The sequence below is a fragment of the Janibacter corallicola NBRC 107790 genome, from assembly GCF_001570965.1.
GTDB classification, from domain to species: Bacteria; Actinomycetota; Actinomycetes; order Actinomycetales; family Dermatophilaceae; genus Janibacter; species Janibacter corallicola.
Map to the genome: position 1 here is coordinate 87,470 of NZ_BCSR01000007.1, position 25,091 is coordinate 112,560.

General features: G+C 72.4%; 26 protein-coding genes and 1 tRNA gene. 24 read left to right on the forward strand and 3 right to left on the reverse strand.

What is annotated here, in order from left to right; genetic code table 11:
• The first annotated feature begins 32 nt into the window (after nucleotides 1-32).
• From JCO01S_RS04935 to proB, 12 genes are all read left to right on the forward strand, one after another.
• Nucleotides 33-383 carry a DUF4190 domain-containing protein gene (locus JCO01S_RS04935; protein ID WP_068251597.1) on the forward strand — a complete coding sequence of 117 codons (351 nt, stop codon included), beginning with the start codon at nucleotides 33-35 and terminating at the stop codon, nucleotides 381-383.
• A gap of 91 nt (nucleotides 384-474) precedes the next feature.
• Nucleotides 475-936 (forward strand): 30S ribosome-binding factor RbfA, encoded by a 462-nt coding sequence (gene rbfA / locus JCO01S_RS04940; protein WP_068251600.1) that lies wholly within the window; start codon nucleotides 475-477, stop codon nucleotides 934-936.
• Nucleotides 933-1,847 carry a tRNA pseudouridine(55) synthase TruB gene (truB, locus tag JCO01S_RS04945; protein ID WP_068251603.1) on the forward strand — a complete coding sequence of 305 codons (915 nt, stop codon included), beginning with the start codon at nucleotides 933-935 and terminating at the stop codon, nucleotides 1,845-1,847. The genes rbfA and truB overlap by 4 nt, the downstream gene beginning before the upstream one ends.
• 11 nt (nucleotides 1,848-1,858) lie before the next feature.
• Entirely contained in the window at nucleotides 1,859-2,818 is a 960-nt protein-coding gene (locus tag JCO01S_RS04950; protein ID WP_439645690.1) for a bifunctional riboflavin kinase/FAD synthetase, read from the forward strand.
• A gap of 66 nt (nucleotides 2,819-2,884) precedes the next feature.
• Nucleotides 2,885-4,738 carry an AMP-dependent synthetase/ligase gene (locus tag JCO01S_RS04955; RefSeq protein WP_068251700.1) on the forward strand — a complete coding sequence of 618 codons (1,854 nt, stop codon included), beginning with the start codon at nucleotides 2,885-2,887 and terminating at the stop codon, nucleotides 4,736-4,738.
• A 2-nt stretch (nucleotides 4,739-4,740) separates the two neighbouring features.
• Nucleotides 4,741-4,908, forward strand: coding sequence for a hypothetical protein (locus JCO01S_RS15635; protein ID WP_157074485.1), 168 nt, complete (start codon nucleotides 4,741-4,743; stop codon nucleotides 4,906-4,908).
• Nucleotides 4,909-4,939: 31 nt separating this feature from the next.
• Nucleotides 4,940-7,810, forward strand: a complete 2,871-nt coding sequence (locus JCO01S_RS04960) for an FAD-binding and (Fe-S)-binding domain-containing protein (RefSeq protein ID WP_068251606.1) — start codon at nucleotides 4,940-4,942, stop codon at nucleotides 7,808-7,810.
• A 294-nt stretch (nucleotides 7,811-8,104) separates the two neighbouring features.
• Complete coding sequence (locus JCO01S_RS04965) at nucleotides 8,105-10,753, forward strand: Rne/Rng family ribonuclease (protein ID WP_084342635.1); 2,649 nt, start codon at nucleotides 8,105-8,107, stop codon at nucleotides 10,751-10,753.
• A 171-nt stretch (nucleotides 10,754-10,924) separates the two neighbouring features.
• The gene (gene rplU, locus JCO01S_RS04970; protein WP_068251608.1) at nucleotides 10,925-11,233 is read left to right on the forward strand and encodes a 50S ribosomal protein L21; all 309 of its coding nucleotides are present in this window, start codon (nucleotides 10,925-10,927) and stop codon (nucleotides 11,231-11,233) included.
• Nucleotides 11,234-11,266: 33 nt separating this feature from the next.
• Nucleotides 11,267-11,530 (forward strand): 50S ribosomal protein L27, encoded by a 264-nt coding sequence (gene rpmA, locus JCO01S_RS04975; protein ID WP_068251611.1) that lies wholly within the window; start codon nucleotides 11,267-11,269, stop codon nucleotides 11,528-11,530.
• Nucleotides 11,531-11,625: 95 nt separating this feature from the next.
• The gene (gene obgE / locus JCO01S_RS04980; RefSeq protein WP_068251615.1) at nucleotides 11,626-13,134 is read left to right on the forward strand and encodes a GTPase ObgE; all 1,509 of its coding nucleotides are present in this window, start codon (nucleotides 11,626-11,628) and stop codon (nucleotides 13,132-13,134) included.
• The gene (gene proB / locus JCO01S_RS04985; protein ID WP_218002223.1) at nucleotides 13,131-14,255 is read left to right on the forward strand and encodes a glutamate 5-kinase; all 1,125 of its coding nucleotides are present in this window, start codon (nucleotides 13,131-13,133) and stop codon (nucleotides 14,253-14,255) included. Before obgE ends, proB begins: the two co-directional genes overlap by 4 nt.
• Nucleotides 14,256-14,271: 16 nt before the next feature.
• Here the strand turns inward: proB and pdxY are convergent, their stop codons facing one another.
• A complete protein-coding gene (gene pdxY, locus JCO01S_RS04990; protein ID WP_068251618.1) occupies nucleotides 14,272-15,126 on the reverse strand; it encodes a pyridoxal kinase PdxY in 855 nt (284 codons plus the stop codon).
• A 77-nt stretch (nucleotides 15,127-15,203) separates the two neighbouring features.
• Here pdxY and JCO01S_RS04995 point away from each other — a divergent pair, with 77 nt between their 5' ends.
• The 8 genes from JCO01S_RS04995 to JCO01S_RS05030 all read left to right on the forward strand — a co-directional run bounded on the left by JCO01S_RS04995 (nucleotide 15,204) and on the right by JCO01S_RS05030 (nucleotide 20,181).
• Entirely contained in the window at nucleotides 15,204-16,466 is a 1,263-nt protein-coding gene (locus tag JCO01S_RS04995) for a glutamate-5-semialdehyde dehydrogenase (protein WP_068251621.1), read from the forward strand.
• A 432-nt stretch (nucleotides 16,467-16,898) separates the two neighbouring features.
• Nucleotides 16,899-17,102, forward strand: coding sequence for a hypothetical protein (locus JCO01S_RS05000; protein WP_068251624.1), 204 nt, complete (start codon nucleotides 16,899-16,901; stop codon nucleotides 17,100-17,102).
• 14 nt (nucleotides 17,103-17,116) lie between these two features.
• Nucleotides 17,117-17,692, forward strand: a complete 576-nt coding sequence (gene nadD / locus JCO01S_RS05005; protein ID WP_281189174.1) for a nicotinate-nucleotide adenylyltransferase — start codon at nucleotides 17,117-17,119, stop codon at nucleotides 17,690-17,692.
• Between the two features lie 11 nt (nucleotides 17,693-17,703).
• Entirely contained in the window at nucleotides 17,704-18,087 is a 384-nt protein-coding gene (rsfS, locus tag JCO01S_RS05010; protein ID WP_068251710.1) for a ribosome silencing factor, read from the forward strand.
• Complete coding sequence (locus tag JCO01S_RS05015) at nucleotides 18,084-18,767, forward strand: histidine phosphatase family protein (RefSeq protein WP_068251627.1); 684 nt, start codon at nucleotides 18,084-18,086, stop codon at nucleotides 18,765-18,767. Before rsfS ends, JCO01S_RS05015 begins: the two co-directional genes overlap by 4 nt.
• 34 nt (nucleotides 18,768-18,801) lie before the next feature.
• A tRNA-Ala gene (locus JCO01S_RS05020) sits at nucleotides 18,802-18,874 on the forward strand.
• A 175-nt stretch (nucleotides 18,875-19,049) separates the two neighbouring features.
• Nucleotides 19,050-19,643 carry an NADPH-dependent FMN reductase gene (locus tag JCO01S_RS05025; RefSeq protein WP_169796896.1) on the forward strand — a complete coding sequence of 198 codons (594 nt, stop codon included), beginning with the start codon at nucleotides 19,050-19,052 and terminating at the stop codon, nucleotides 19,641-19,643.
• Between the two features lie 16 nt (nucleotides 19,644-19,659).
• On the forward strand, nucleotides 19,660-20,181 hold the full coding sequence (locus JCO01S_RS05030; protein WP_068251630.1) for a DUF488 domain-containing protein: 522 nt from the start codon (nucleotides 19,660-19,662) through the stop codon (nucleotides 20,179-20,181).
• Here JCO01S_RS05030 and JCO01S_RS05035 read toward each other — a convergent pair.
• Nucleotides 20,163-20,975, reverse strand: a complete 813-nt coding sequence (locus JCO01S_RS05035; RefSeq protein WP_068251633.1) for a class I SAM-dependent methyltransferase — start codon at nucleotides 20,973-20,975, stop codon at nucleotides 20,163-20,165. The two genes, JCO01S_RS05030 and JCO01S_RS05035, sit on opposite strands and share 19 nt — an antisense overlap.
• 102 nt (nucleotides 20,976-21,077) lie before the next feature.
• Between JCO01S_RS05035 and JCO01S_RS05040 the strand changes: the two genes are divergently transcribed.
• Together JCO01S_RS05040 and JCO01S_RS05045 are read left to right on the forward strand one after the other, a co-directional pair.
• Nucleotides 21,078-21,416, forward strand: a complete 339-nt coding sequence (locus tag JCO01S_RS05040; RefSeq protein ID WP_068251636.1) for a cupin domain-containing protein — start codon at nucleotides 21,078-21,080, stop codon at nucleotides 21,414-21,416.
• A gap of 1 nt (nucleotide 21,417) precedes the next feature.
• Complete coding sequence (locus tag JCO01S_RS05045) at nucleotides 21,418-21,885, forward strand: hypothetical protein (RefSeq protein WP_068251639.1); 468 nt, start codon at nucleotides 21,418-21,420, stop codon at nucleotides 21,883-21,885.
• Here the strand turns inward: JCO01S_RS05045 and JCO01S_RS05050 are convergent.
• On the reverse strand, nucleotides 21,867-22,790 hold the full coding sequence (locus tag JCO01S_RS05050) for an amidohydrolase family protein (protein WP_068251644.1): 924 nt from the start codon (nucleotides 22,788-22,790) through the stop codon (nucleotides 21,867-21,869). The two genes, JCO01S_RS05045 and JCO01S_RS05050, sit on opposite strands and share 19 nt — an antisense overlap.
• A 121-nt stretch (nucleotides 22,791-22,911) precedes the next feature.
• Between JCO01S_RS05050 and JCO01S_RS05055 the strand changes: the two genes are divergently transcribed.
• Both JCO01S_RS05055 and JCO01S_RS05060 read left to right on the forward strand, forming a co-directional pair.
• Nucleotides 22,912-23,898 (forward strand): glycosyltransferase family protein, encoded by a 987-nt coding sequence (locus JCO01S_RS05055; RefSeq protein ID WP_068251648.1) that lies wholly within the window; start codon nucleotides 22,912-22,914, stop codon nucleotides 23,896-23,898.
• A 61-nt stretch (nucleotides 23,899-23,959) separates the two neighbouring features.
• On the forward strand, nucleotides 23,960-25,091 hold a 1,132-nt coding region (locus tag JCO01S_RS05060; RefSeq protein WP_157074486.1), incomplete at its 3' end, for a class I tRNA ligase family protein.

Sequence of the window (25,091 nt, forward strand, 5' to 3'; positions counted from 1 at the left end):
GTGCGGTACGACACCACCGAAAGGCCTCCCGCTTGAGCTCCGTCCCACCACCCGCACCACCGCCCCCGCCGTACGGACAGCACGGCGGCGCCCCCGGGGGCCAGAGCGACACCCCGAAGGTCCTGGGGGTCGTCTCGCTCGTCGCCGGCATCATCTCGATCCCGGCGTCCTGCTGCTGCTGGTTCCTCGGCTGGATCCCCGCGCTCGTGGCCGTCGTCACGGGTGTGCTCGGCTACGTCCAGCTGCGGGACCACCCGGGGTCGGACGCCAAGGCCTTCCTCGTCGCCGGGATCGTCCTGGGCGGGATCGGGTTCCTCGCGATGATCGGCTCGCTCGTGTGGTCCGTGGGCTCCATCCTCTTCTCGGACTTCTCCACCATGTGACCCGCGGTCGTGCGACGCCCTCGATCCACCGGACCGGGGGCGTCTCGCATACCGTGGGGGAGTCCCACCCAGCCCCTCACGGAGGTGTGCCATGGCCGACCCGGCCCGCGCCCGCAAGATCGCCGACCGCATCAAGGAACTGATTGCGGCCAACCTCGACCAGGTCGTCAAGGACCCGGACCTGGGGTTCGTCACGATCACCGACGTGCGGGTGACCGGCGACCTGCAGCACGCGTCCGTCTTCTACACCGTCTTCGGCGAGGACGCCCAGCGCCAGCGCAGCGACGAGGTGCTCCAGGCCAACGTCAAGAAGCTGCGCGCCTTCGTCGGTCAGCGCCTCGGCATCCGGCTCACCCCGACGCTGGAGATCATCCCCGACGCCCTGCCGGAGAACGCCTCCCACATCGAGGAGCTCCTCCGCTCCGCCCGCGAGCGGGACGAGGACCTGGCCCGGTCCCGCAGCGACGCCCGCCCGGCCGGGGAGGCCGACCCCTACCGCGCGAAGGGGAGTGACGCGGAGGGCGAGGGCCGGTCCCCTTCGTCCCGGCAGTGAGCGACGGACTGGTCGTGCTGGACAAGCCCGCCGGCTGGTCCAGCCACGACGTCGTCGCGCGCTGCCGCCGGCTGTACGGCACCCGCAAGGTCGGCCACGCCGGCACCCTCGACCCGATGGCCACCGGGGTGCTCGTGCTCGGCGTCGGCCGGGGCACGAAGCTGCTGACCTTCCTCGTCGGCGCCGACAAGGCCTACACCGCCACCATCCGGCTCGGACAGGGCACGATCACCGACGACGCCGAGGGCGACGTGACCGCCACCGGGCCCGTCGCCGGGCTGGGGCGGGCCGCGGTCGAGGCCGCGGCCGCCGGCCTGAGCGGTGACATCGAGCAGGTCCCGAGCGCAGTCAGCGCGATCAAGGTCAAGGGGGAGCGCTCCTACGCGCGGGTGCGCGCCGGCGAGGACGTCGAGCTGCCCCCGCGACCGGTGACCGTCTCCCGCTTCGACGTGCTCGCCCTCACGCAGACGTGCGCCGAGGACGGCACGCCGGTGCTCGACGTCGACGTCGAGGTGGACGTCTCCTCCGGTACCTACGTGCGTGCCCTGGCCCGGGACCTCGGGGCGGCCCTGGGCAGCGCGGGCCACCTGACGGCGCTGCGCCGCACCCGTGTCGGGGGCCTGGACCTGACCGGGGCGCAGACCCTGGCGGAGCTGGGTGGGTTGCACGAGCGGCGGGAGCCGATGCCGATGACCCCGCTCGCCACGGCCGCCCGCGCCGCCCTCACCACCCGGGAGATCGACGCCGAGCAGGCCCGGGCCCTCGGCTTCGGCCAGCGGATCCCGAGCGAGGTGCCGGGCCGCAGCGAGCCGGTCGCCGCCCACGGCCCCGACGGCACGCTCGTCGCCGTGCTCGACGAGACGCGGCCCACGGCCCGTGCCCATGTCGTCTTCGCCCCGGCCACTTCGTAGAGTGTGATCTCGTGCTGCACTGGTCAGACCCCGACGCCACCCCCAGCGAGCTCACGCCCTGCGTGGCGACCTTCGGCAACTTCGACGGGGTGCACCGCGGGCACCGGGCGATCCTCGACGAGCTGGTCCGGCAGGGCCGGGATCGGGGGCTGCCGGTCGTGGCCGTCACCTTCGACCCCCACCCCGCTGCGGTCATGCACCCCGAGCACGCCCCCGAGATCATCGCCCCCGGGCGCCTCCGCGACGAGCTGCTCGAGGAGGCCGGCGTCGACGGCGTCCTCGTGCTGCCCTACACCCTGGAGTTCGCGCGCACGAGCGCGGTGGACTACGTCGTCGGGACCTTCGTCGAGGGGCTGGACGCACAGGTGCTCGTCGTCGGCGCCGACACCAAGGGCTTCGGCGCCGACTACACCGGGGACGTCTCGCTGCTGCGGGAGCTCGCCGAGGAGCACGACTTCGCCCTCGTCGTCATCGACGACCAGGGCGACGGGCAGCGCTGGTCCTCCTCCGCGGTGCGCGCCCACCTCGCCGAGGGCGACGTGACGGCGGCCGGGGAGATCCTCGGGCGGCCGCACCGGGTCGTCGGGGAGGTCGTCCACGGGCACCACCGCGGCCGCGACCTGGGCTACCCGACGGCCAACCTCGCCGACGACAGCCTCGGGCTGGTCCCCGCGGACGGGGTCTACGCCGGGTGGCTCACCCGCCTCGATCGGCCCGAGGACGCCCCGGACCGCCGGCTCCCGGCGGCGGTCTCGGTCGGGACCAACCCCACCTTCGAGGGGCAGGTCCGCGTCGTCGAGGGCTACGTCCTGGACCGGACCGACCTGGACCTCTACGACGAGCAGGTCGCGGTGGACTTCGTCGGGAGGGTCCGCCCGACGCTGCGCTTCGACTCGGTCGAGGAGCTCCTCGAGGCGATGGCCGAGGACGTGCGGCGCACCCGCGAGATCCTGGGAGTGCCGGAGGGCTGACAAGGCGCCCCCCGTGATGGATGATGCGGTCACCACCCTCGCCCCGAAGGAGCGCTCGCCGTGTCCATGTCCACCGCCCCCGTCTCGGCCGAGCAGCCCTCCGCCGAGAGCGTGATCGACGAGCGCCAGCCCACCGTCGGTCACCTGCTGCGGAGCCGCATCGCGCAGAGCCCGGCCCGGATCGCCTACTCCTTCCCCTCGGGCATCGCCTGGGACGAGCTGACCTGGGCCCAGCTGGGCGAGCGGGTGTGGGCGCTGGCCGCCGGCCTCATCGACCTGGGCGTCCGGCACGAGGACCGCGTCGCGCTCGCCTCCAGCACCCGGATCGAGTGGGCCCTGGCCGACTACGCGGTGCTCGCCTCCGGCGCCGCGACGACGACGATCTACCCGACCTCGATCAGCGACGACGTGGGCTACATCGTCGACGACTCCGGCTGCCGCGTCGTCATCGCCGAGGACGCCGGCCAGGTGGCCAAGCTGCGTGAGGTCCGCGAGATCATCCCCGGCGTCGAGCACGTCGTGGTCATCGACCCCGAGGGCGTCGAGACCGGCGACTGGGTGATCAGCCTCGCCGACGTCGAGGAGCGCGGGGCCGCGCGGCTCGCCGAGGAGCCCGGCGTCGTCGACGAGCGCATCGACGCCACCGGCCCGGAGGACCTGGCCTGCATCATCTACACCTCCGGGACCACCGGCCGCCCGAAGGGGGTGCGCCTCGTCCACTCCACGTGGACCTACCAGGGGGCGGCCATCCGCGCCATGGGACTGCTCGACGAGGACGACGTCCAGTATCTCTGGCTGCCGCTGGCGCACGTCTTCGCCAAGGTGTTGCTCATCGTCTCCCTGGACATCGGTCTGCACACCGCGATCGACGGCCGGGTCGAGAAGATCGTGGACAACCTCGCCGTCGTGCGCCCCACGTTCATGGCGGCCGCGCCCCGGATCTTCGAGAAGGTGTACGGCAGCGTCTCCCTCGGCATGGCTGCCGAAGGGGGAGCCAAGGCCAAGATCTTCTCGTGGGCCTCCGGCGTGGGCCGGCAGTACTCCCGCGCCCGCTCCGAGGAGCGTCCGGTCGGGGCGCTGCTGAAGCTGCAGCACGCCGTCGCCGACCGGCTGGTCTTCGCCAAGATCAGGGAGCGCTTCGGTGGCCGGGTGCGCTTCTTCATCTCCGGGTCCGCGGCCCTGAACACCGACGTGGCCCACTGGTTCAACGGTGCCGGCCTGCCGATCCTCGAGGGCTACGGCCTCACCGAGAACGCTGCGGCGGCCACCGTCGCCCGCCCCGATGCCCACCGGGTGGGCACCGTCGGGCAGCCGATGCCCCGGACCGAGGTGCAGATCGCCGAGGACGGCGAGGTGCTGCTGCGCGGCCCCCACACCATGCGGGGCTATCACGGCAACCCGGAGGCGACCGCCGAGGTGCTCACCGAGGACGGGTGGTTCCACACCGGCGACATCGGCGAGTTCGACGAGCGCGGCAACCTCTCGATCACCGACCGCAAGAAGGACCTGTTCAAGACGAGCAACGGCAAGTACGTCGCCCCCTCGCTCATCGAGGCGAAGTTCAAGGGGATCTGCCCCTACGTCGGCCAGCTGCTCGTGCACGGCGAGGGTCGCCAGTACGTCACCGCCCTCGTCACCCTCGACGAGGAGGCCCTCCGGCCGTGGGCGGAGGCCAACGGCCTGCGGGGCGCCGGCTACACCGAGGTCGTCTCCTCGCTGCAGGCCCAGGAGATGGTCCAGTCCTACATCGACGAGCTCAACGAGGGCCTGAACCCCCACGAGCAGATCAAGAAGTTCCACATCCTCGGGCGCGACCTCACCGTCGAGGACGGGGAGCTCACCCCGAGCCTGAAGCTGCGCCGCAAGGTCGTTGCCACGAAGTTCCAGTCGGACATCGATCGCCTCTACCCGGGAGCCTGAGCATGGGTTTCGCCACTGCCGCCGTCGTCATCGTCGCCGTCGTCTACGGGGTGGGCTTCGCCCTCTTCCCGGTCGGCGAGTGGAGCCCGGGGGCCCGCCGCGCCTACACCCTCGGGGGCGCGCTGCTCATCGCCGTGCTCGTGATCCTGGTCTTCGCGGTCCCCTGGTAGACGCCCGCGGGGAAGAGTGGAGAATCGTGCCATGAGCGCGACGACCACCTCCGACCTCGCCGGTGCCCTGCGGCGGTCCGGCATCTCCGATGTGCGGGAGGACTCGCTGACGCGGGGGATGTTCTCCACGGATGCCTCGATCTACCGGGTGGAACCGCAGGTGGTGGTCTTCCCGCGGCACGTGGAGGAGATCGAGGCGGCGGTGGCGTTCTCGCGGGAGTCGGGGGTGCCGATCACCGCGCGGGGCGCGGGCACCTCGTGCGCCGGGAACGCGATCGGGCCGGGGATCGTGATCGACACCTCGCGGCACCTGAACCGGGTGCTGGAGGTCGACGCGGAGTCGCGGACCGCGCTCGTGGAGCCCGGGACCATCCACGCGACCTTGCAGGGCCGGGCCCGCGAGGTGGGGTTGCGGTTCGGGCCGGATCCGAGCAGCCACTCCCGGTGCACGGTCGGGGGGATGATCGGCAACAACGCGTGCGGCAACCGGGCGCTGGGGTACGGGCGCACGAGTGACAACGTCGTGGGGATGGAGCTGCTGACCGCCGGGGGGCGGCACCTGGGTGCGGTCACGTCGGTGGCCGGGGAGCCCCCTTCGCTGACAGGGGACGAGGAGCTCACGGCGCAGCTGCACGGGCTGACGGATGCGCACCTGGCGACGATGCGCACGGAGTTCGGGACCTTTGGGCGGCAGGTCTCGGGGTACGCCCTGGAGCACACGTTGCCGGAGAACGGGCGCGACCTGGGCCGGATGATCGTCGGTTCGGAGGGCACCCTGGCGGTGGTGACGCGGGCGCGGGTGCGGCTGGTGACCGATCCGCCGGCGACCGCGTTGGCGGTGTTGGGCTTCAGCGACATCTACGCGGCGGGGGACGTGGCCCACCGGCTCAAGGGTCTGGGTGCGGTGGCCGCGGAGGGCATCGACTCGCGGATCGTGGACGTGGTGCGGGTACGTCGCGGGGAGTGGGCGGTGCCCGACCTGCCGAAGGGGGGCGCCTGGCTGCTGGTGGAGGTGCCCGGCGAGGACGGGCCCGCGGCGCAGGCGGCCGCGGAGGGGATCTGCCGGGAGATTGGTGCCCTCGATGCCCGGGTGGTCCGCGACCCGGGTGAGGCCCGCTCCCTGTGGAAGATCCGTGAGGACGGTGCGGGCCTGTCCGCGCGCTCGCAGCGGGACCGGCCCGCGCACGCGGGGTGGGAGGACGCCGCGGTGCCGCCGGAGCGGCTCGGGGACTACCTGCGGGTCTTCGACCAGCTGCTCGAGGAGCACGACCTGCAGGGGCTGCCGTACGGGCACTTCGGGGACGGCTGCCTGCACATCCGCATCGACCACTCGATGGACACCCCCGGCGCGACCGAGCGCTACCGGGCCTTCGTCGAGGCAGCCGCCGACCTCGTGGCCGCCCACGGCGGGTCCCTCTCGGGGGAGCACGGTGACGGGCGAGCCCGCTCGGCGCTGCTGCCGCGGATGTACTCGCCGGAGGCGATCGAGCTCTTCGGGGCGGTCAAGCACGCCTTCGACCCGCACGACCTGCTCGGGCCCGGCGTGCTGGTCGACCCGGCCCCGGTCGCGGCCGACATCCGGATCCCGGCCGCGCGGCGGATCACCCGCGCCGAGAGCCCGCTGGCCTTCCTCTACGCCGAGGACGGCGGCGACTTCAGCCAAGCGGTCCACCGGTGCACCGGGGTCGGCAAGTGCCGCGCGGCGGGGACCTCGAGCACGGTGATGTGCCCGAGCTACCAGGCCACGGGGGAGGAGAAGGACTCCACCCGCGGGCGGGCCCGGGCGCTGCAGGAGATGCTCAACGGCTCCACCGCCACGCAGGGGTGGGCCTCCCCGGAGGTCCACGAGGCCCTCGACCTGTGCCTGTCCTGCAAGGGCTGCGCCAGCGACTGCCCGACCGGGGTGGACATGGCCACCTACAAGGCCGAGGCGCTGCACCAGACCTACAAGGGCCGGCTGCGGCCCCGCAGCCACTACTCCCTCGGCCGGCTGCCGCAGCTGGCACGGATCGCCGCGAAGGCCCCACGGCTGGCCAACGCGATGACCTCGCTGCCCGGCCTGAAGAAGCTCACCCTGCCCGCCGCGGGCGTGGACCCCCGCCGCAGCGTGCCGACCTTCGCCCGGGAGACCTTCCGGGCCTGGGCCCGCCGGGAGGGCATGGTGACCACGATCGCGCAGGCGGCCACGACCGAGCACCCGGTCGCGATCTTCGTCGACTCCTTCACCGACCACTTCTCACCGGCCGTGGGCCGACAGGCCGTCACCCTGCTGCGGCAGGCGGGGATGACCCCCTTCGTCCCGCGCGAGAGCGCCTGCTGCGGCCTGACGCTGATCTCCACCGGGCAGCTGGACGCCGCCCACGACACCCTGCAGGACGCCGCCCGCGCGCTGGCCCCGGTCACCGCCGCCGGCATCCCCGTCGTCGGCCTCGAGCCCAGCTGCACCGCCGCACTGCGCGAGGACCTGCCCCGGCTCGTGGACTCCACCGACGCCCGCGCCGTCGCCGGCGGCGTGAGCACCCTCGCCGAGCTGCTCACGATCGCCAAGGACGAGGGCCGCTGGAGCCCGCCGGACCTGACCGGCACGGAGGTCGTCGCCCAGCCCCACTGCCACCACCACGCGGTCATGTCCTGGAGCGCCGACGAACGCCTCCTGGCCGCCACCGGCGCGACCGTGACACGCCTGGGCGGTTGCTGCGGGCTCGCCGGCAACTTCGGCGTCGAGCTCGGCCACCACGACGTCTCCGTCGCCGTCGCCGAGCTCCAGCTCCTGCCCGCCATCCGCGAGGCCTCACCCGAGGCCGTCGTCCTCGCCGACGGCTTCTCCTGCCAGACCCAGATCGCCGACCTCTCAGAGCGACGCGGGGTCCACCTCGCCGAACTGCTCACCCGCGAAGGATGACGGCTGTGCGATACTGACGGTGGTCGTGCGGCACACCACACCTGTCGTGCGCCCCGACGATGTACTCAGCGCGATCGCCGCGAGGACAGCGGAGCGAGCGCGTGGTCGATCAGGCCACTGGCTGGGCAGTCGTCGGCCCCGTGGGGGTGCCGCGCTGGGCGCGAGCCGCCGCGAGGCAACACGGACTCTGCTTCCGTGGGCTGCGAAGACGCCCACGCACGCCGCGCCAGCGGCCGGTTGCACCCGAAGGAGGGTGTCGGTGTTGGGGCCGGTCTCCGGCGCAGGAGGTGCCACATGGCCACCGACAACGAGAACTCCGACAATTCCGGCGCTGAATCGACCCCGCCAGTGGCGAGCGTCCCGAGCTTCGGACTCCTCTTCCAGCAGCCCGAGACCGTCAGCGCGCCGGAGCCGCCCGCGCGGCGGGAGCCCGAGGACGGGCAGGACGAGGACCACGGGTCGCACGAGTCCCCGGAGCAGTCCTCGGACCAGGACGAAGGGGGCAGGCGTCGCCGGCGTCGCGGCGGCCGGGGCCGCAACAACCGCTCCGGGGACGAGCACGGGGGCCAGGACGAGAGGAGCTCCTCCGATCAGGAGTCGAGCTCCGAGGATTCCGAGGACTCGAAGGACTCCTCGGGCGACAAGAACGGCAAGAACGGCAAGGGCGACAAGAACGCCGATGACTCCGGGGATGACTCGGGCGACTCGGGCGATGACTCAGCGGACGGCCAGCAGGGCGGCGGCAGCTCCCGGCGGCGGCGTCGACGCCGCCGCGGCGGTGGCGGCGGCAACGGCGGGAACGGCAACAACGGTCAGGAGGACCCGCCCGGGACCGTGACGAAGGTCCGCCAGTCCCGCCGCAACGAACCGCAGGCGATCAAGGGCAGCACCCGCCTGGAGGCGAAGAAGCAGCGCCGCCGCGAGGGCCGCGAGGCCGGGCGCCGTCGCACGATCATCACCGAGGCCGAGTTCCTCGCCCGCCGCGAGAGCGTCGAGCGGGTCATGGTCGTGCGCCAGCAGGAGGAGCGCACCCAGATCGGCGTCCTCGAGGACGAGGTCTGCGTCGAGCACTACGTCTCCCGCGAGACCACCCAGACGATGGTCGGCAACGTCTACCTCGGCCGGGTGCAGAACGTGCTGCCGAGCATGGAGGCCGCCTTCGTCGACATCGGCCGCGGTCGCAATGCCGTCCTCTACGCCGGCGAGGTCAACTGGGAGGCCCAGGGCGTCGGCAACGGCCAGGCGCGCAAGATCGAGAGCGCCCTCTCCTCCGGGGACTCGGTGCTCGTCCAGGTCACCAAGGACCCGATCGGCCACAAGGGTGCGCGCCTGACCCAGCAGATCTCGCTGCCGGGCCGCTACCTCGTCTACGTGCCCGAGGGCACGATGACCGGGATCTCCCGCAAGCTGCCGGACACCGAGCGCTCGCGCCTGAAGAGCATCCTCAAGCAGGTCGTGCCCGACCACTCCGGCGTCATCGTGCGCACCGCGGCCGAGGGCGCCTCGGAGGCCGAGCTGACTGCCGACGTGCGGCGCCAGACCAAGACCTGGGAGAAGATCAGCGAGAAGGCCGAGGCGAAGAAGGGCAAGAAGGCCTCCGCCGGCGGCGCGCCGACCCTCCTGCACGCCGAGCCGGAGATGACCGTGCGGGTCATCCGCGACATCTTCAACGAGGACTTCTCGAAGATGGTCGTCTCGGGCGAGCAGGCGTGGAGCCAGATCAAGGACTACATCGACGCCGTCGCCCCCGACCTGGCCGACCGGCTGGAGAAGTGGACCGGGGAGGGCGACGTCTTCGCCGGGCACCGCATCGACGAGGCGATCGCCAAGGCGATGGACCGGAAGGTCTGGTTGCCCTCCGGTGGCTCGCTGATCATCGACCGCACCGAGGCGATGACGGTCATCGACGTCAACACCGGCAAGTTCACCGGCTCCGGCGGCAACCTCGAGGAGACGGTCACCAAGAACAACCTCGAGGCCGCCGAGGAGATCGTGCGCCAGATGCGGCTGCGCGACATCGGCGGGATCATCGTCGTCGACTTCATCGACATGGTCCTGGAGTCCAACCGCGACCTCGTCGTGCGCCGGCTCCTGGAGTGCCTGGGCCGGGACCGCACGAAGCACCAGGTCGCCGAGGTCACCTCCCTCGGCCTGGTCCAGATGACCCGCAAGCGAGTCGGCTCCGGCCTCATCGACGTCTTCTCCGAGACCTGCGAGCACTGCGGCGGCCGCGGCCTGATCGTCCACTCCGAGCCGGTCGCCCACGACCACTCCGGGGGCGGCGACGGCGGCGGCAGGTCCCGCAAGGGTCGCTCCAAGGGCGGCGGCAAGAACAAGCAGACCGAGCCCCAGCCGGAGGAGAAGGACAAGAACGGCAACACCGCCGCGCAGATCGCTGCGGCCGCCCACGCCGCGGCGGTCAAGACCATCGCCGGTGAGCCGAGCGAGGACGACGGCGGGACTCCCGAGCCGGAGCCGGCCCCGGAGCCCGAGGCGCCGACGGCTCCGCGTCGTCGTGGTGGTCGCCGGGCCGCCTCGAGCGCGGGCGCGCCGGTCTCCCTGGACCCGGTGGACCTCTCCGGCGGGGCCGCCCCTGCCGAGCCGGAGCCCACGCCCGAGCCGGAGCCCACGCCCGAGCCCGAGCAGGCCGCGGCCGAGCCGGAGCAGGCCGCGGCCGAGCCGGAGCCGGCCCCCGAGCCGGAGGCGCCGACGGCTTCACGTCGTCGTGGTGGCCGCCGGGCCGCCTCGAGCGCCGGCGCGCCGGTCTCCCTGGAGCCGGTGGACCTCACCGCGACCGCCGCGAGCGAGACCGCCCCGCTGACCCAGGTCGCGGGGGAGAGCGGCGAGGCGCCGACGTCGCCGGTCGCCGACCCGGAGCCGCCGGCTCCCACCCGTCGCAAGCGCAAGCGGGTCACCTCCGAGGCCGGTCCGCCCCAGTCCTGAGGTGCCGGCCCACCCCCTTCGCGCTGGGCTTTTGCAGCCGAAGGGGGCGGCCCGGTATCCTAGGTCCTCGGTGCGCCCACCGAGCGAGCGCTTCGTGACCCGGTCACGAGGATTGCCTGCCGGTCAGACCGAGAGAGTGCACCGGAGCACAGCGAAAGTGAGTTCCCACTGATGTACGCGATCGTTCGCGCAGGTGGCCGCCAGGAGAAGGTCTCCGTCGGCGACACCATCCTCATCAACAAGATCGCCGAGCAGGCGGGCCAGACCGTCTCCCTCGAGCCGGTCCTCCTCGTCGACGGTGCCACCGTCACCTCCGGCACGGACAAGCTGGCCGGCGCCAGCGTCACCGCCGAGGTCGTCGGGGCCGCCAAGGGCCCGAAGGTGAACATCGTCAAGTACAAGAACAAGACCGGCTACCGGAAGCGCCAGGGCCACCGCCAGGCGCTGACCGAGCTGAAGATCACCGACATCAAGGCCTGAGGCCTTCCGCTAGAAGAGTTAGGAACCACTGACATGTCCTCCAAGAAGGGTGTCTCCTCGAGCAAGAACGGTCGCGACTCCAACGCCCAGCGCCTCGGCGTGAAGCGTTTCAGCGGCGAGATCGTCGGTACCGGCCAGATCCTCGTGCGCCAGCGCGGCACGCACTTCCACCCGGGCGACAACGTCGGCCGGGGCGGCGACGACACGCTGTTCGCCCTCGCCGAGGGCGAGGTGCAGTACGGCGCCAAGCGCGGCCGCAAGACCGTGAGCGTCCTGCCGGCGGGCACCGCCGGCTGACGCTCCGAGGCAGAGCGTTGTTGCGAAGGGGGCGGGCCCACGGTGGCCCGCCCCCTTCGCCGTCCCATACGGATCGGTAAGGAAGAGGTGAGGTCGTGGCGACCTTCGTGGACCGGGTCGTTCTCCACGTGGAGGGCGGCAAGGGCGGTCATGGCGTCGCGTCCGTGCGCCGGGAGAAGTTCAAGCCGCTCGGCGGCCCGGACGGCGGCAACGGCGGCCACGGCGGTGACGTCGTCCTCGTCGTCGACCCGCAGGTGACGACCCTCCTCGAGTACCACCGCAGCCCGCACCGGCGGGCGAGCAACGGGGCGCCGGGCGCCGGCGACGAGCGCGACGGCGCCCGCGGCGAGGACCTGGTCCTCCCCGTCCCGGACGGCACGGTCGTCACCGACCGCTCCGGGCAGGTGCTCGCCGACCTCGTCGGCGCCGGCACCACCATGGTCCTGGCGAAGGGGGGCCGCGGCGGCCTCGGCAACAAGGCCCTGGCCAGCCGGCGGCGCAAGGCGCCCGGCTTCGCGCTGCTCGGCGAGCCCGGCGAGCTCCTCGACGTCGAGCTGGAGCTGAAGTCGCTCGCGGACGTCGCCCTCGTCGGCTTCCCGAGCGCCGGCAAGTCCTCGCTCGTCTCGGTGCTCTCGGCCGCCCGCCCGAAGATCGCCGACTACCCCTTCACGACGCTCGTGCCCAACCTCGGCGTCGTCACCGCGGGCGAGACCCGCTACACGATCGCCGACGTCCCGGGGCTCATCCCCGGCGCGAGCGAGGGCAAGGGCCTGGGCCTGGAGTTCCTCCGGCACGTGGAGCGCTGCTCGGTCCTCGTGCACGTCATCGACTGCGCGACCCTCGAGCCGAACCGCGACCCGATGAGCGACCTGGACGCCATCGAGGAGGAGCTGGCCGCCTACGTCGGGCACCAGAGCCTCGGCGGGCTGCCGCTCTCGGAGCGCACCCGCGTCGTCGTGCTCAACAAGGCCGACGTGCCGGACGCCGTCGAGCTGGCCGAGATGGTCCGGGGGGACCTGGAGGAACGGGGCCTGGAGGTCCACATCGTCTCCGCGATCGCCCACACCGGCCTCAAGGAGCTCGGCTTCGCCCTCGCCCGCCACGTCCTCGCCGCCCGGGCCGAGGTCGAGGAGGACAGCGCCCCCCGGCCGGTCGTGCTGCGGCCCAAGGCGGTCGACGACTCCGGCTTCGTGGTGCGGCGCGAGGGGGGCTCGGACGGCGAGTTCTTCCGCGTCCTGGGCCCCAAGGTCACCCGGTGGGTGCGCCAGACCGACTTCGCGAACAACGAGGCCGTCGGCTACCTCTCGGACCGGCTGGCCCGCGCCGGCGTCGAGGAGGAGCTGATGAAGGCTGGTGCCGTCGCCGGATCCACCGTGCTCATCGGTCCCGAGGAGGACGCGGTCGTCTTCGACTGGGAGCCGACGCTGGTGGGCGGCGCCGAGATGCTCGGTGGCCGCGGCACCGACGCCCGCCTCGAGGAGAACACCCGCCGCACCACCCAGGAGCGGCGCGAGGAGTTCCACGCCCGCAAGGACGCCCAGACCGCCGCCCGGGAGGACCTGCGGGCCGAGCGCGAGGCCGGCCACTGGACCGGCGAGCAGTGACCGGCGAAGGGGGCGCCGCCACCCTCGCCACCGCCCACCGGGTCGTGGTCAAGGTCGGCTCGTCCTCGCTGACCAGCGCCATCGGCGGGGAGCTGGACCGGGCGCGGTTGACCGCGCTCGTCAATGCCCTGGCCGAGCGTCGCCGGTCCGGCGTCGAGGTCGTCCTCGTCTCCTCCGGTGCGATCGCCGCCGGGATCGGGCCGCTCGAGATGCCCACCCGTCCCCGTGACCTCGCCCGCCAGCAGGCCGCGGCGAGCGTCGGGCAGGGGGTGCTCCTCGCCGCCTACCGGCACGCCTTCGCCGGGCACGAGCTGACCGTCGGGCAGGTGCTGCTCACCGTCGACGACGTCACCCGGCGCGGCCACTACACCAATGCCCGGCGCACCCTGGAGGCCCTGCTCTCGATGGGCGTGGTGCCGATCATCAACGAGAACGACACCGTGGCCACCCAGGAGATCCGCTTCGGCGACAACGACCGGCTGGCCGCGCTCGTCGCCCACCTCGTGCGGGCCGACGCGCTCGTGCTGCTCACCGACGTCGACGCCCTCTACACCGCGGCGCCGAGCTCGCCGGGTGCCCGCCGGGTGCCGGTCGTGCGGGAGGAGTCCGACCTGGCCGCGATCGCCATCGGGTCGACCGGCTCCGCCGTCGGCAGCGGTGGCATGACCACGAAGGTCGAGGCCGCCCAGATCGCCGGGGCCGCCGGCATCCCCGCGATGCTCACCTCCGCCGGCAACGCGGCGGCCGCGCTCGTCGGTGATGACGTGGGCACGTGGTTCTGCGCCGGGCAGCCCGCCCGCGGCTCGCGGGGACTGTGGCTGGCGCACGCCACGACACCGAAGGGCTCGGTGCAGATCGACGCCGGTGCCGTGACCGCCCTGCGCGACCGGGGACGCTCGTTGCTGCCGGCCGGGATCACCGGGGTGAGTGGGCACTTCGTCGACGGCGACCCGGTCGACGTCGTCGGACCCGACGGGGGCGTCATCGCCCGCGGCCTGGTCAACTACACCTCGGGCGAGCTGCCGCACCTGATGGGTCGCTCCACGAAGGAGCTGGCGAGCGCGATCGGCCCGCAGTACGAGCGCGAGGTCATCCACCGGGACCACTTGGCGCTGCTCTGACCCAGCGGGGCGCGGCTCAGCGCACCCGCGAGACCTCGAACTGCATCCGCGGGTTCGCGTAGACCTCCTGGGCCTGCACCAGCTGCAGCTCCCGCTCGCCGGAGTCCAGCGTGGTCTGCAGCAGGTCGAAGACCGAGGAGACGGTGCGCCCGAGGGACTCGGGCAGCGAGCGGGTGCGCACCCAGTGGCTCGTGAAGAGCGCGGCGGTGACGTCGCCGGAGCCGTTCGCCTTGAGCGGCAGGTGCGGGGTGCGCACGATCCAGGCCTCGTCCTCGTGGCAGGCGAGCATCTCGCTCGTGCCCTCGGGACGGTCCGGGCGCAGCACCGAGGTCACCAGGATGGTGCTCGGACCGATCTCGCGGGCGCGGTCGACCGAGGCCAGGGTCTCCTCGAGGCTGTGCGGCTCGGTGCCGGTGAGGTAGCCCAGCTCGAACTGGTTCGGCGTGATCAGGTCCGCCCGCGGGGCGACCTGCTCGCGCAGCAGCACCGGGATCGACTCGTGCACGAAGCACCCGGTGGCCTCGCTGCCCATGACCGGGTCGCAGGCGTAGATCGCCTCCGGGTGGGCCTCCTTGACCTTCGCGACGGCCTCGAGGATGGTCGCGCCGATGCCCTCGCCGCCCTGGTAGCCGGAGAGGACCGCGTCGATCTGCCCGAAGCCGCCCCGCTCACCGATGCCGGTGACGATGTCGGCGACCTGCGCGGGATCCATGAGCGGACCGCGCCAGGCGCCGTACCCGGTGTGGTTGGAGAAGTTGACGGTGTGCACCGGCCAGACCTCCACGCCGAGACGCTGCATCGGGAAGACCGAGGCCGAGTTGCCGACGTGCCCGTACGCGACATGGGACTGGATGGAGAGGATCGTGGTCACCGGCCCATCATTCCATCCGCGGCCCGCCCCGCGGACGCCCGGGACGCCGCTCCCCGCGCGCTCGTAGGCTGAGGGCCATGACCGACAGCATCGCACTCGTCGCCGATCTCGCCTCCCGCGCCCGGGCCGCGTCCCACCGGCTGGCGCTGCTCACCCGGGGGGAGAAGGATGCCGCCCTCCTCGCGCTCGCGGACGCGGTGGATGCGGCGAGCCCGTCCGTCCTGGCCGCCAACGAGGAGGACCTGCAGCGTGGTCGCGAAGGGGGCATGGCCACCGCCCTGCTGGACCGGCTGACCCTGGACGCGGCCCGCGTGGCCGCCGTGGCGCAGGCACTGCGGGACCTCGCCGGGCTGCCCGACCCGGTCGGTGAGGTCGTGCGCGGCTCGACCCTGGCCAACGGCCTGCAGATCCGGCAGGTCCGGGTCCCCATGGGCGTCGTCGGGATGATCTACGAGGCCCGCCCCAACGTCACCGTCGACGCGGCCGGGCTGGGCCTGAAGTCCGGCAACGCGATGATCCTGCGGGGCGGCTCGGCCGCGGCCTCGAGCAACCGGGCCCTCGTCGCGGCGCTGCGCACCGGACTGGCCGCGCAGGGGCTGCCCGAGGACGCGGTGCAGCTGCTCGAGGGCGACCACGACGCCGTCAAGGCCCTCATGGGGGCCCGCGGGCAGGTCGACCTGCTCATCCCGCGCGGGGGAGCGGGGCTGATCCGGGCGGTCGTCACGGAGTCCACCGTTCCGGTCATCGAGACCGGCGTGGGCAACTGCCACGTCTATCTCGACTCCGCCGCCGACCCGGCGAAGGCCCGCGCGATCACCCTCAACGCCAAGACCCACCGGCCGAGCGTCTGCAACGCCGCCGAGTCGCTGCTCGTGCACGCCGGCGCCGCCGAGGAGCTGCTGCCCGGCCTGCTCTCCGAGCTGGCCGGGGCCGGCGTCACCCTGCACGGGGACGAGGAGAGCGTGCGCCTCGCACCGGAGGGCGTGCCCGTCGAGCCGGCGACGCCGGAGGACCACGACACCGAGTACCTCGACATGGAGATGTCGGTGGCCGTCGTCCCGGACCTCGACGCGGCGATCGAGCACGTGCGCCGGCACGGCTCCGGGCACACCGAGGCCATCGTCACCGAGGACCGCGCCGCCGCCCGCCGCTGGACCGCGGAGGTGGACGCGGCCGCGGTGCTCGTCAACGCCTCGACCCGCTTCACCGACGGCGGCGAGTTCGGCTTCGGCGCCGAAATCGGCATCTCCACCCAGAAGCTGCACGCCCGCGGCCCGATGGCCCTCCCGGAGCTGACGAGCACGAAGTGGGTCGTGGAGGGCGACGGCCAGATCCGCTGACAGGACTCGTCGGCCGACGTGATGAGGGCCCCTTCCTTCACGGGAGGGGCCCTCATCCGTTGTGTCGACGTGCCACGCCCTTCGGGCCTGCGGCGACGGCAGCGGCATGGCGCGGGGAGGCGCCATGACGGTGACACACGAGCCACGAGGCGCCGACGCCGCACAGGTCGCCGTGCCCCTCCCGGGGGTGATACCCGGTCGGGGCGATCGACGTCGTTATCCCCTTGGCTCGCGGTGTGGGCACTGTTCTACGCCGGGTCGGCGCCCCACGGCAACCGGAACGGGTAAGGATCGGCGAGCGGACACAACCCACAGCCTCGTCCACAGCGCGAGAGCGCTGATCTCGTTCCCGCCCACAGGCCTGTGGAAGCAGCCGGTGGACAACTCGGCAGGGGTGCCCCGGCCACGTGCCGGTGTCGGTACGATGGGCCCATGCTGAGCACCTTTGTCGCCGAGGCCACGCACCACGTCGAGCTGCCGGTCCCGCCCTTCGTCTACGGGATCGTCGCGCTGCTGATCTTCACGGTCATGCTGTGCGCCCTCTTCTCCTTCCGCCAGGCCGCCACCAAGGTTCCGGGCAAGCACAACACCGTCGCCCACGGCGAGGACCACGACGAGACCGGGGACCACCACTGAGCAAGCGGGTCGGCGTGATGGGTGGGACCTTCGACCCCATCCACCACGGGCACCTCGTGGCCGCGAGCGAGGCGCAGTCGCGCTTCGGTCTCGACGAGGTCGTCTTCGTGCCCACCGGCCAGCCCTGGCAGAAGGCGCACAAGCGCGTCAGCGCCTCCGAGCACCGGTACCTCATGACGGTGGTCGCCACCGCCTCCAACCCCCGGTTCACCGTCAGCCGGGTCGACGTGGACCGCGAGGGGCCCACGTACACCGCGGACACCCTGCGTGACCTGCGCGGGCTGCGACCAGAGGACGAGCTGTTCTTCATCACCGGCGCGGACGCCCTCGCCCAGATCCTGTCCTGGAAGGACGTCGAGGAGCTGTGGGAGCTCGCCCACTTCATCGGCGTCACCCGCCCCGGCTACACGCTCAGCGAGACCGGGCTGCCGCGGGACAAGGTGACGCTGCAGGAGGTCCCCGCCATGGCGATCTCCTCCTCGGACTGCCGGGCCCGGGTCGCCGCGGGCGAGCCGGTCTGGTACCTCGTGCCCGACGGGGTCGTGCAGTACATCAACAAGTACGCCCTCTACACCGACGACGGAGAGTGAACCAAGACATCGTGGTAGCCACCCAAGAGGCCATCGACCTGGCCAAGGTCGCCGCCCGCGCGGCGGAGGAGAAGTCGGCCAGCACCATCACCGGCCTGGACCTTTCCGACCACATGCCGCTGACCGACGTCTTCCTCATCGTCTCGGCGGACAACGAACGCCAGGTCCAGTCGATCGTCGACGCGGTCCAGGAGGCCGTGCTCGAGCAGCTGGGCATCAAGCCGCTGCGCAAGGAGGGCGACGGTCCCGGGCGCTGGGTGCTCATCGACTTCGGCGACATCGTGCTGCACGCCCAGCACGACGAGGAGCGCGACTTCTACGACCTCGAGCGGCTCTGGCGCGACTGCCCCCACCTCGACCTCGGCGTGACCGGCACCGCCGACGCCGACCGGTGACCGGGGCGAAGGGGGAACCCCGCCGCCTCGTCGTCCTCCGGCACGGCCAGACCGTCTCCAACGCGAAGGGGATCTGGCAGGGCCAGCTGGACCACGACCTCTCCGAGCTGGGCCGGGAGCAGGCACGCGCCGCCGCTGCGGCCATCGCCGACCTGCGACCCTCGCGGATCGTCTCCTCCGACCTCGCCCGGGCGCGTGACACCGCCGAGGAGGTCGCCGCCGCGGCCGGTGGGATCGAGGTCGCCACCGACCCGCGCTGGCGGGAGATCCACGCCGGCGGCTGGCAGGGCCTCACGGCCGAGCAGGTGCACGCCCAGTACCCCGAGGACGCCGAGCGGCTGCTCACCGGCGAGGACTTCCGCCGGGGCGGGCACGGGGAGTCCCTGGCCGACGTCGCGGAGCGCACCCGGCGCGCACTGGCGGAGCTCACGGCCGCCATGGAGCCGGGGGAGTGCGTCGTCATCGCCACGCACGGCGTCACCGGCCGAAGCCTCGTCGCCGAGCTCGTCGGGCTCGGTCAGTCGCTCGCCTGGCGGGTGCTCGGCGGCTTCGGCAACTGCCACTGGGCGCTCCTGGAGGAGGGGCGTGAGGGTTGGCGCATCGAGCGGTGGAATGCCTCCGCGCCGCCGCAGCAGGCGGGCGAGGGCCCGATTTGGAGAACCACGGGGACGTCGGGTTAAACTCTCCCAGTCCCCTTCGGGGGAAGCACAACTCGGGGCTGTGGCGCAGTTGGTAGCGCACCTCCATGGCATGGAGGGGGTCAGGGGTTCGAGTCCCCTCAGCTCCACCGGACACGAGAAGGCCGACCCCTCACGGGTCGGCCTTCTCGCTGTCGAGGGGGCCTGTCCAGAGCGCCGGAGCTGTTCCGGAATACCCGAACCGGTCGACCCGTTGTGCTGCTCGCGGCCGGAGGGGCCGTTCGGCGGCGGAACGTCGTCGGGGACGAATCCCGAGGTGTGTACGTGATCGAGGACCAGGCCGTGCCGACCATCGGCGTCATCGTCGGGACCACCCGCTCGGGGAGGGTCGGGCGAGGCATCGCCGACCGGGTCGCCGCACTCGTCGACGATGCCTCGCAGGCGGACGTCCGGCTCCTCGACCTCAAGGAGGTCGCCCTGCCGTGGCTCGACGAGCCACGTCCGCCGGCCGACGGTGACTACCAGCGCGAGGCCACCCGTGCATGGGCCGAGGTCGTGGCGGGGCTGGACGCGGTCGTCATCGTCTCCAGCCAGTACAACGGCGGCTACCCCGCTCCGCTGAAGAACGCCCTCGACACGGTCTACGCGGAGTGGAACGGCAAGCCCGTCCTGCTCGTCACCTACGGCATGCACGGTGGGGGCCTGGCGGCGGAGCAGCTGCGCACCGTCTTCCGGGTGCTGCGCGCCGACGTCACCGAGGAGGCCGTGGCCATCACGATCGCCCGGGAGGACCGGGACGAGGGGTGGCAGCTGCACGCCCCGTCCGAGGTCGTCGACCGGCACCGTGCCGAGCTCGTGCGTGGCCTGGAGGAGCTCCAGGGGAAGCTCGAGGCCGCGCGTGCGAGGGTGGCCTCCTGAGGGGAGCGTGATCCGGATGCCCACCGTCCACACCATCGGTCACTCGACCCGCCCGGTCGATGACTTCATCGACCTGCTGCGCGAGCACGACATCACCCGGGTGGTGGACATCCGCACGATCCCGAAGTCCCGGCACAACCCGCAGTACTGGCACGACGCGCTGGAGTCCTCGCTCACGGGCGCGGGGCTCGGCTACACCTACCTCGCCGAGCTGGGTGGCCGGCGCTCCCGCCGCAAGGACTCGATCAACACCGCCTGGCGCAATGCCTCCTTCCAGGGCTACGCGGACCACATGGGCACCGAGGAGTTCCACCGCGGCCTGGATCGGCTCCTCGACATCGCGAAGGGAGAGACCCCGGTGATCATGTGCGCCGAGGCCGTCCCGTGGCGCTGCCACCGCTCGCTCGTCGGCGACGCGTTGCTCGCCCACGGGGTGGAGGTCCTCGACATCATCGGTGAGGGCTCGACGAAGCCGCACCGGATGACCTCCTTCGCCGTGGTCGACGGCGTGGAGGTGAGCTACCCGGCGGAGGGCTGATCCTGCGGCTTGTGGGCCACGATCGCGATGCCGCGCAGGTGCTCCCGGTGCCGTGTGAAGGTGGCGCGCATCCGCTTGACCCGGGCGCGGGCATCGCGGTGGAGCAGCAGGTTGCCGCCGAAGCGCAGCGCCCCGAGCCACCCCTCGTCGGCGACGATCCGCCTCGGGTCCAGCAGGGCCATCGGCGCGGTCTCCACGCGGTCGACGACGAGCCCGTGGGCGGTGAGCAGCTCCTGCCACTCCGCGGACGTCAGCGGGCGGGCGTTGACCCTGATCGAGCGGGCGAGCTCCTTGCGGATGTCCGTCTTGACCCGGTCGGGGACCGAGTCCGGGGCCAGTGCCAGCTCGTGGATCGCGTAGCGACCACCCGGGCGGAGCAGCCGCACCGCCTCGGTGACGATGGCCGCCTTGGCGCCCTCGCCCTGCATCGTGAGCATCGCCTCCCCGATGACGACATCCGCGTCCGCGTCCGGCAGTCCGGTCTGCGAGGCGTCGGCGGTGGTCACCGTGCCGAGCGGGGCGACGACCTCCTCGGTGGCCCGGGCGGCGACGGGGTCGGAGTCGACCCCTCGGTAGGAGCGCGGCCAGAGCTCGAGGATCTCCGCGGCGGTACGACCCAGACCCGGCGCCAGCTCGATCACGTCCGTGCCACCGATGCGGGCCGCCGCGAGGAGCGTGCGGCTCAGCTCGAGGCCGCCGGGACGCAGCACCCGCTTGCCCAGGCGGGCCAGCAGCCAGTGGCCGTGGACGGCATCGTCGGCGCGCTCGGCGAAGGGGATGGTGCGGGTGGTCATGGCGCGCTCCTCCGGGGCGTGAACAATTAACACAGACAATTTAGTAAAAAAAGACCGGAAAGCATAGGGTGGCCTCACCACGATCCGAGTGAAGGAGTTGTCATGGAGTCGACGTCATTGACCACGCTCGCCGAGGAGCAGCTGGCGAAGGCACGCGAGGGGGCCGCCGGGCGCAGCGCGGTGACCGTGCACGGGGGTCGCGACTTCGTGATGCGCCAGACGCTCATGGCACTGGTGGGCGAGCAGGGGCTCGCCGCGCACGAGAGCCCGGGGGAGGCCACCCTGCAGGTGATCTCGGGCCGGGTGAGGATGAACGCCGGGGAGGAGACCTGGGAGGGCGGCGCCGGCGAGCTGCTGATCATCCCCCCGAAGCGTCACGACCTGCAGGCCCTCGAGGACTCGGTCATCCTGCTCACCGTCGGCACCGGCAGCAACGGCTGAGGTGGCCCCGACCAGCTCAGCGTCGCCGACCGCTCCCGCCACGGCCCACCTGGCGCTCGGCGCCACGAGCATCGTCCTCGGCGGCCTCGTCGCGGCCGTGACCGGACCCTTCGGGTGGGAGAAGGGCAGCTGGGCGGCCGCCTACCTCGTCCTCGTCACCGGCGCCGCCCAGTACGTCATGGGCCGGCGCCGCGCCGGTGCCCGGGCCCCGGATCGCGACGGCTGGCTGCAGCTGGCCGCCTGGGACCTGGGCAGCCTGGCCGTCCTCCTCGGCGTCCTCGTGCGGCAACCGCCGGTCGTCGACCTCGGCTCGGTGGTGCTGCTGCTCGGGCTCGCCCTGGCGCTGCGCACCGACCTGCGCCTCGGCGCCGGCTCCCGGGCGGTCACGGTCGGCTACCGGCTGCTCCTGCTCGTGCTGCTCGTGAGCATCCCCGTCGGGATGCTCCTCACTCACCTCAGGAGCGGCTGAGTCGGGTTCGCCCGAACGCCGAACAGCCGGGCGGCGTTGTCGTGCAGCACGCCCCGCTCCCAGTCGGCCCCCAGCCCGAGGTCGAGGACCGCGTCCACGGCCTCGAGGTAGGAGTAGGGGATGTTCGGGAAGTCGCTCCCGAAGAGGATCTTCTCGCCCAGGGCGCGCAGGTCCTCCCTTCGCTCCTCGGGGAAGGGCCAGGACTCCTCGGTGAAGCCCGTGAAGGCCATCGTCGTGTCGAGGTGGACATTCGGGTACTCGGCGCACAGGTCGAGGAAGGCCCCGTAGTCCGGCATCCCCAGGTGGGCGATGACCAGGGTGAGCTCGGGGAATCGCTGCAGCAGGCGGCGCACCCCCTCCGGGCCGGTGTGGGTACCCGGCGCCGGACCGTGGCCCGCGTGCAGGACCACCGGCGTCCCGGCCACCGCGAGCTGTGCCCAGACCTCGTCCAGCAGCGGGTCGTTCGGGTCGTAGTCGCCCACCTGGACGTGCGCCTTGACGATCCTGGCCCCGTCCTCGATCGCGGCGCGGACGTAGGCCCCGGCCCCCGGCTCGGGGTGGAAGGTCGCCGAGCGGAGGACCTCCGGTGTCTCGTCGGCGAACTTCGCCGACCACTGGTTGAGCCACTCGGCCATCTCCGGCTTGTGGGGGTAGTTCAGGGACGGGAAGAACAGGACCCCCATCTCGCGGAGCCGGCTGAGCCGTTCGTGCTCGCTCATCCGGTAGGCGATCGGCCACGAGCGTCCGAGCTTCGGGCCCGCGGCGTCGAAGTAGGCCCACACCTTGTCCATCACCCGCTGGGGCATGAAGTGCACGTGCACGTCGATGATCCCGGGCAGGCCCAGTCGCTCCCAGCGCTCCCGGACCCGGGCGGCCTCGTCCGGGGGCAGAATGGGGGTGTGCATGGTGCCACCCTAGGCCGCGGTCGGCGAGGACTCCTGCCTCGGGCCGACGTGGCGGTATGCTACGGAGGTTCGGTCCCTGTCACGGACACGAGTCAGGTTTGGCCACAGGGGGCGTAGCGTCATGATTTGCACCGTCAGTACCGTCAAGGACTCGCTCGCCAACGTCCGGGACTTTGTCGAGGGCAACCTCGCAGCCGGGGCGGACCACCTCTTCGTCTTCGTCGAAGGGGGCGACCGCGAGGTGCTCTCCCACCTGGACCGCCACCCGCACGTCACGGCCGTCGACGCGGACACCGACCCCGAGCCTTCCAGGAGCCTGAACACCCGGCAGACCATCAACGCCAACCGGATCAACCACCTGCTGGCCGAGGTGCCCGAGGCGGAGTGGCTCTTCCACATCGACGGGGACGAGTTGCTCGACATCGACAAGGAGCGCCTGCTGGCCCTCGGGCCGGAGGTGGAGGTGGTCCGGCTGGTCCCCAAGGAGTCGGTGAGCACCTCCCACCCCGAGTACGCGGACTACGTCAAGCACCTCCTCGAGCCGGACGAGCTGGCGCTGCTGAAGGTGCTCGACCTCGTGGACAGCGCGAGCAACCGCCGGTGGTTCCACGGTCACGTCCTCGGCAAGGTGGGGATCCGCCCTTCGCGCGACCTCGGCCTGCACATCCACCACGCCCGCCGCTTCGGGGCGGAGGAGACGATGGAGGACTTCCGTGCGGAGTGGTTGCACATCGTGCACCACGAGTCGGTCACCCTCCAGGAGTTCGTGCGCAAGTGGGAGGCGCACCTCGGCGCCGGTCCGGCGACGAAGTTCCGCGGGGAGAAGGAGCTCGTCCGCGCCGCCGTCCGCGGCGTGCTGGCCAACGACCACCTCGACGACGAGGGCCGGCGCCGCTGCTTGGCCGAGATCTACCGGCGGCGGATCGAGGACGACGTCCCCGCCCTGCTGGACCTGGGCGTGCTCGAGCACGCCCCGACCCATGACTACGTGCCCCGCTCCTTCCCCCGGCGCCGGCTGCGGCGCCTGGAGGAGCAGTTGCCCGAGCTCCTCGAGGTCGACCCGAACTTCTTCCGCCCGCGGCAGCGCGAGAGCGATCCCGTCTCCTGACCGGCCGGTGCGGGAAGTAGTCTTCAGGTCGGACCACCGACCCCCGGGAGAACCAGCACAGATGAGCGAGACGCCGTACCGCTACACCGCCGAGATGGCCGGTCGCATCGAGATCGACTGGCAGGACCGGTGGGAGGCCGAGGGGACCTTCCGCGCCCCGAACCCCGCCGGCCCGTGGGCCGAGCCGGAGCGCGTGGAGTCCGACTACGACGGTCACCTGCTCGTGCTCGACATGTTCCCCTACCCCTCCGGCGCGGGGCTGCACGTCGGCCACCCGCTCGGTTACATCGCCACCGACGTCTACGCCCGCTTCCAGCGGATGCAGGGCCGCAACGTGCTCCACTGCCTGGGCTACGACGCCTTCGGTCTGCCGGCGGAGCAGTTCGCCGTGCAGACCGGGCAGCACCCCCGCAAGACGACCGAGGACAACATGGTCGTCATGCGGCGCCAGCTGCGCCGCCTCGGCCTCGGTCACGACGACCGGCGCTCCTTCGCGACGATCGACCCCGACTACTACAAGTGGACGCAGTGGATCTTCACCCAGATCCGCGAAGCCTGGTACGACCCGGAGGCCACCCGGCCCGACGGCGGCACCGGTCGGGCGCGGCCGATCGGGGAGCTGGTGGAGGAGTTCGCCTCCGGCGCCCGGGCGCTGCCGAAGGGGGAGACCCGCACCTGGGCGGACCTGACGGCGAAGGAGCAGGCGGACCTGCTCGACGAGTACCGGCTGGCCTACACCAGCCACGCGCCGGTGAACTGGGCGCCGGGCCTGGGCACGGTCCTGGCGAACGAGGAGGTCACCTCCGAGGGGCGCTCCGAGCGCGGCAACTTCCCCGTCTTCACCGCGAACCTGCGCCAGTGGATGATGCGCATCACCGCCTACGCGGACCGGCTGGCCGATGACCTGGACCGGGTGGACTGGCCCGAGAAGGTCAAGGCCATGCAGCGCAACTGGATCGGGCGCAGTGAGGGCGCGTCGGTCACCTTCGCCGGCCAGGGCGTCGACGGAGCCACCCACGACATCGAGGTCTTCACGACCCGCCCGGACACCCTCTTCGGCGCGACCTTCATGGTCCTCGCGCCGGAGCACCCGCTCGTCGACGAGCTGGTGCCGGAGGATGGCTGGCCCGAAGGCACCCGCGAGGCGTGGACCGGCGGCGCGGCGACCCCTGCCGATGCGGTCGCCGCCTACC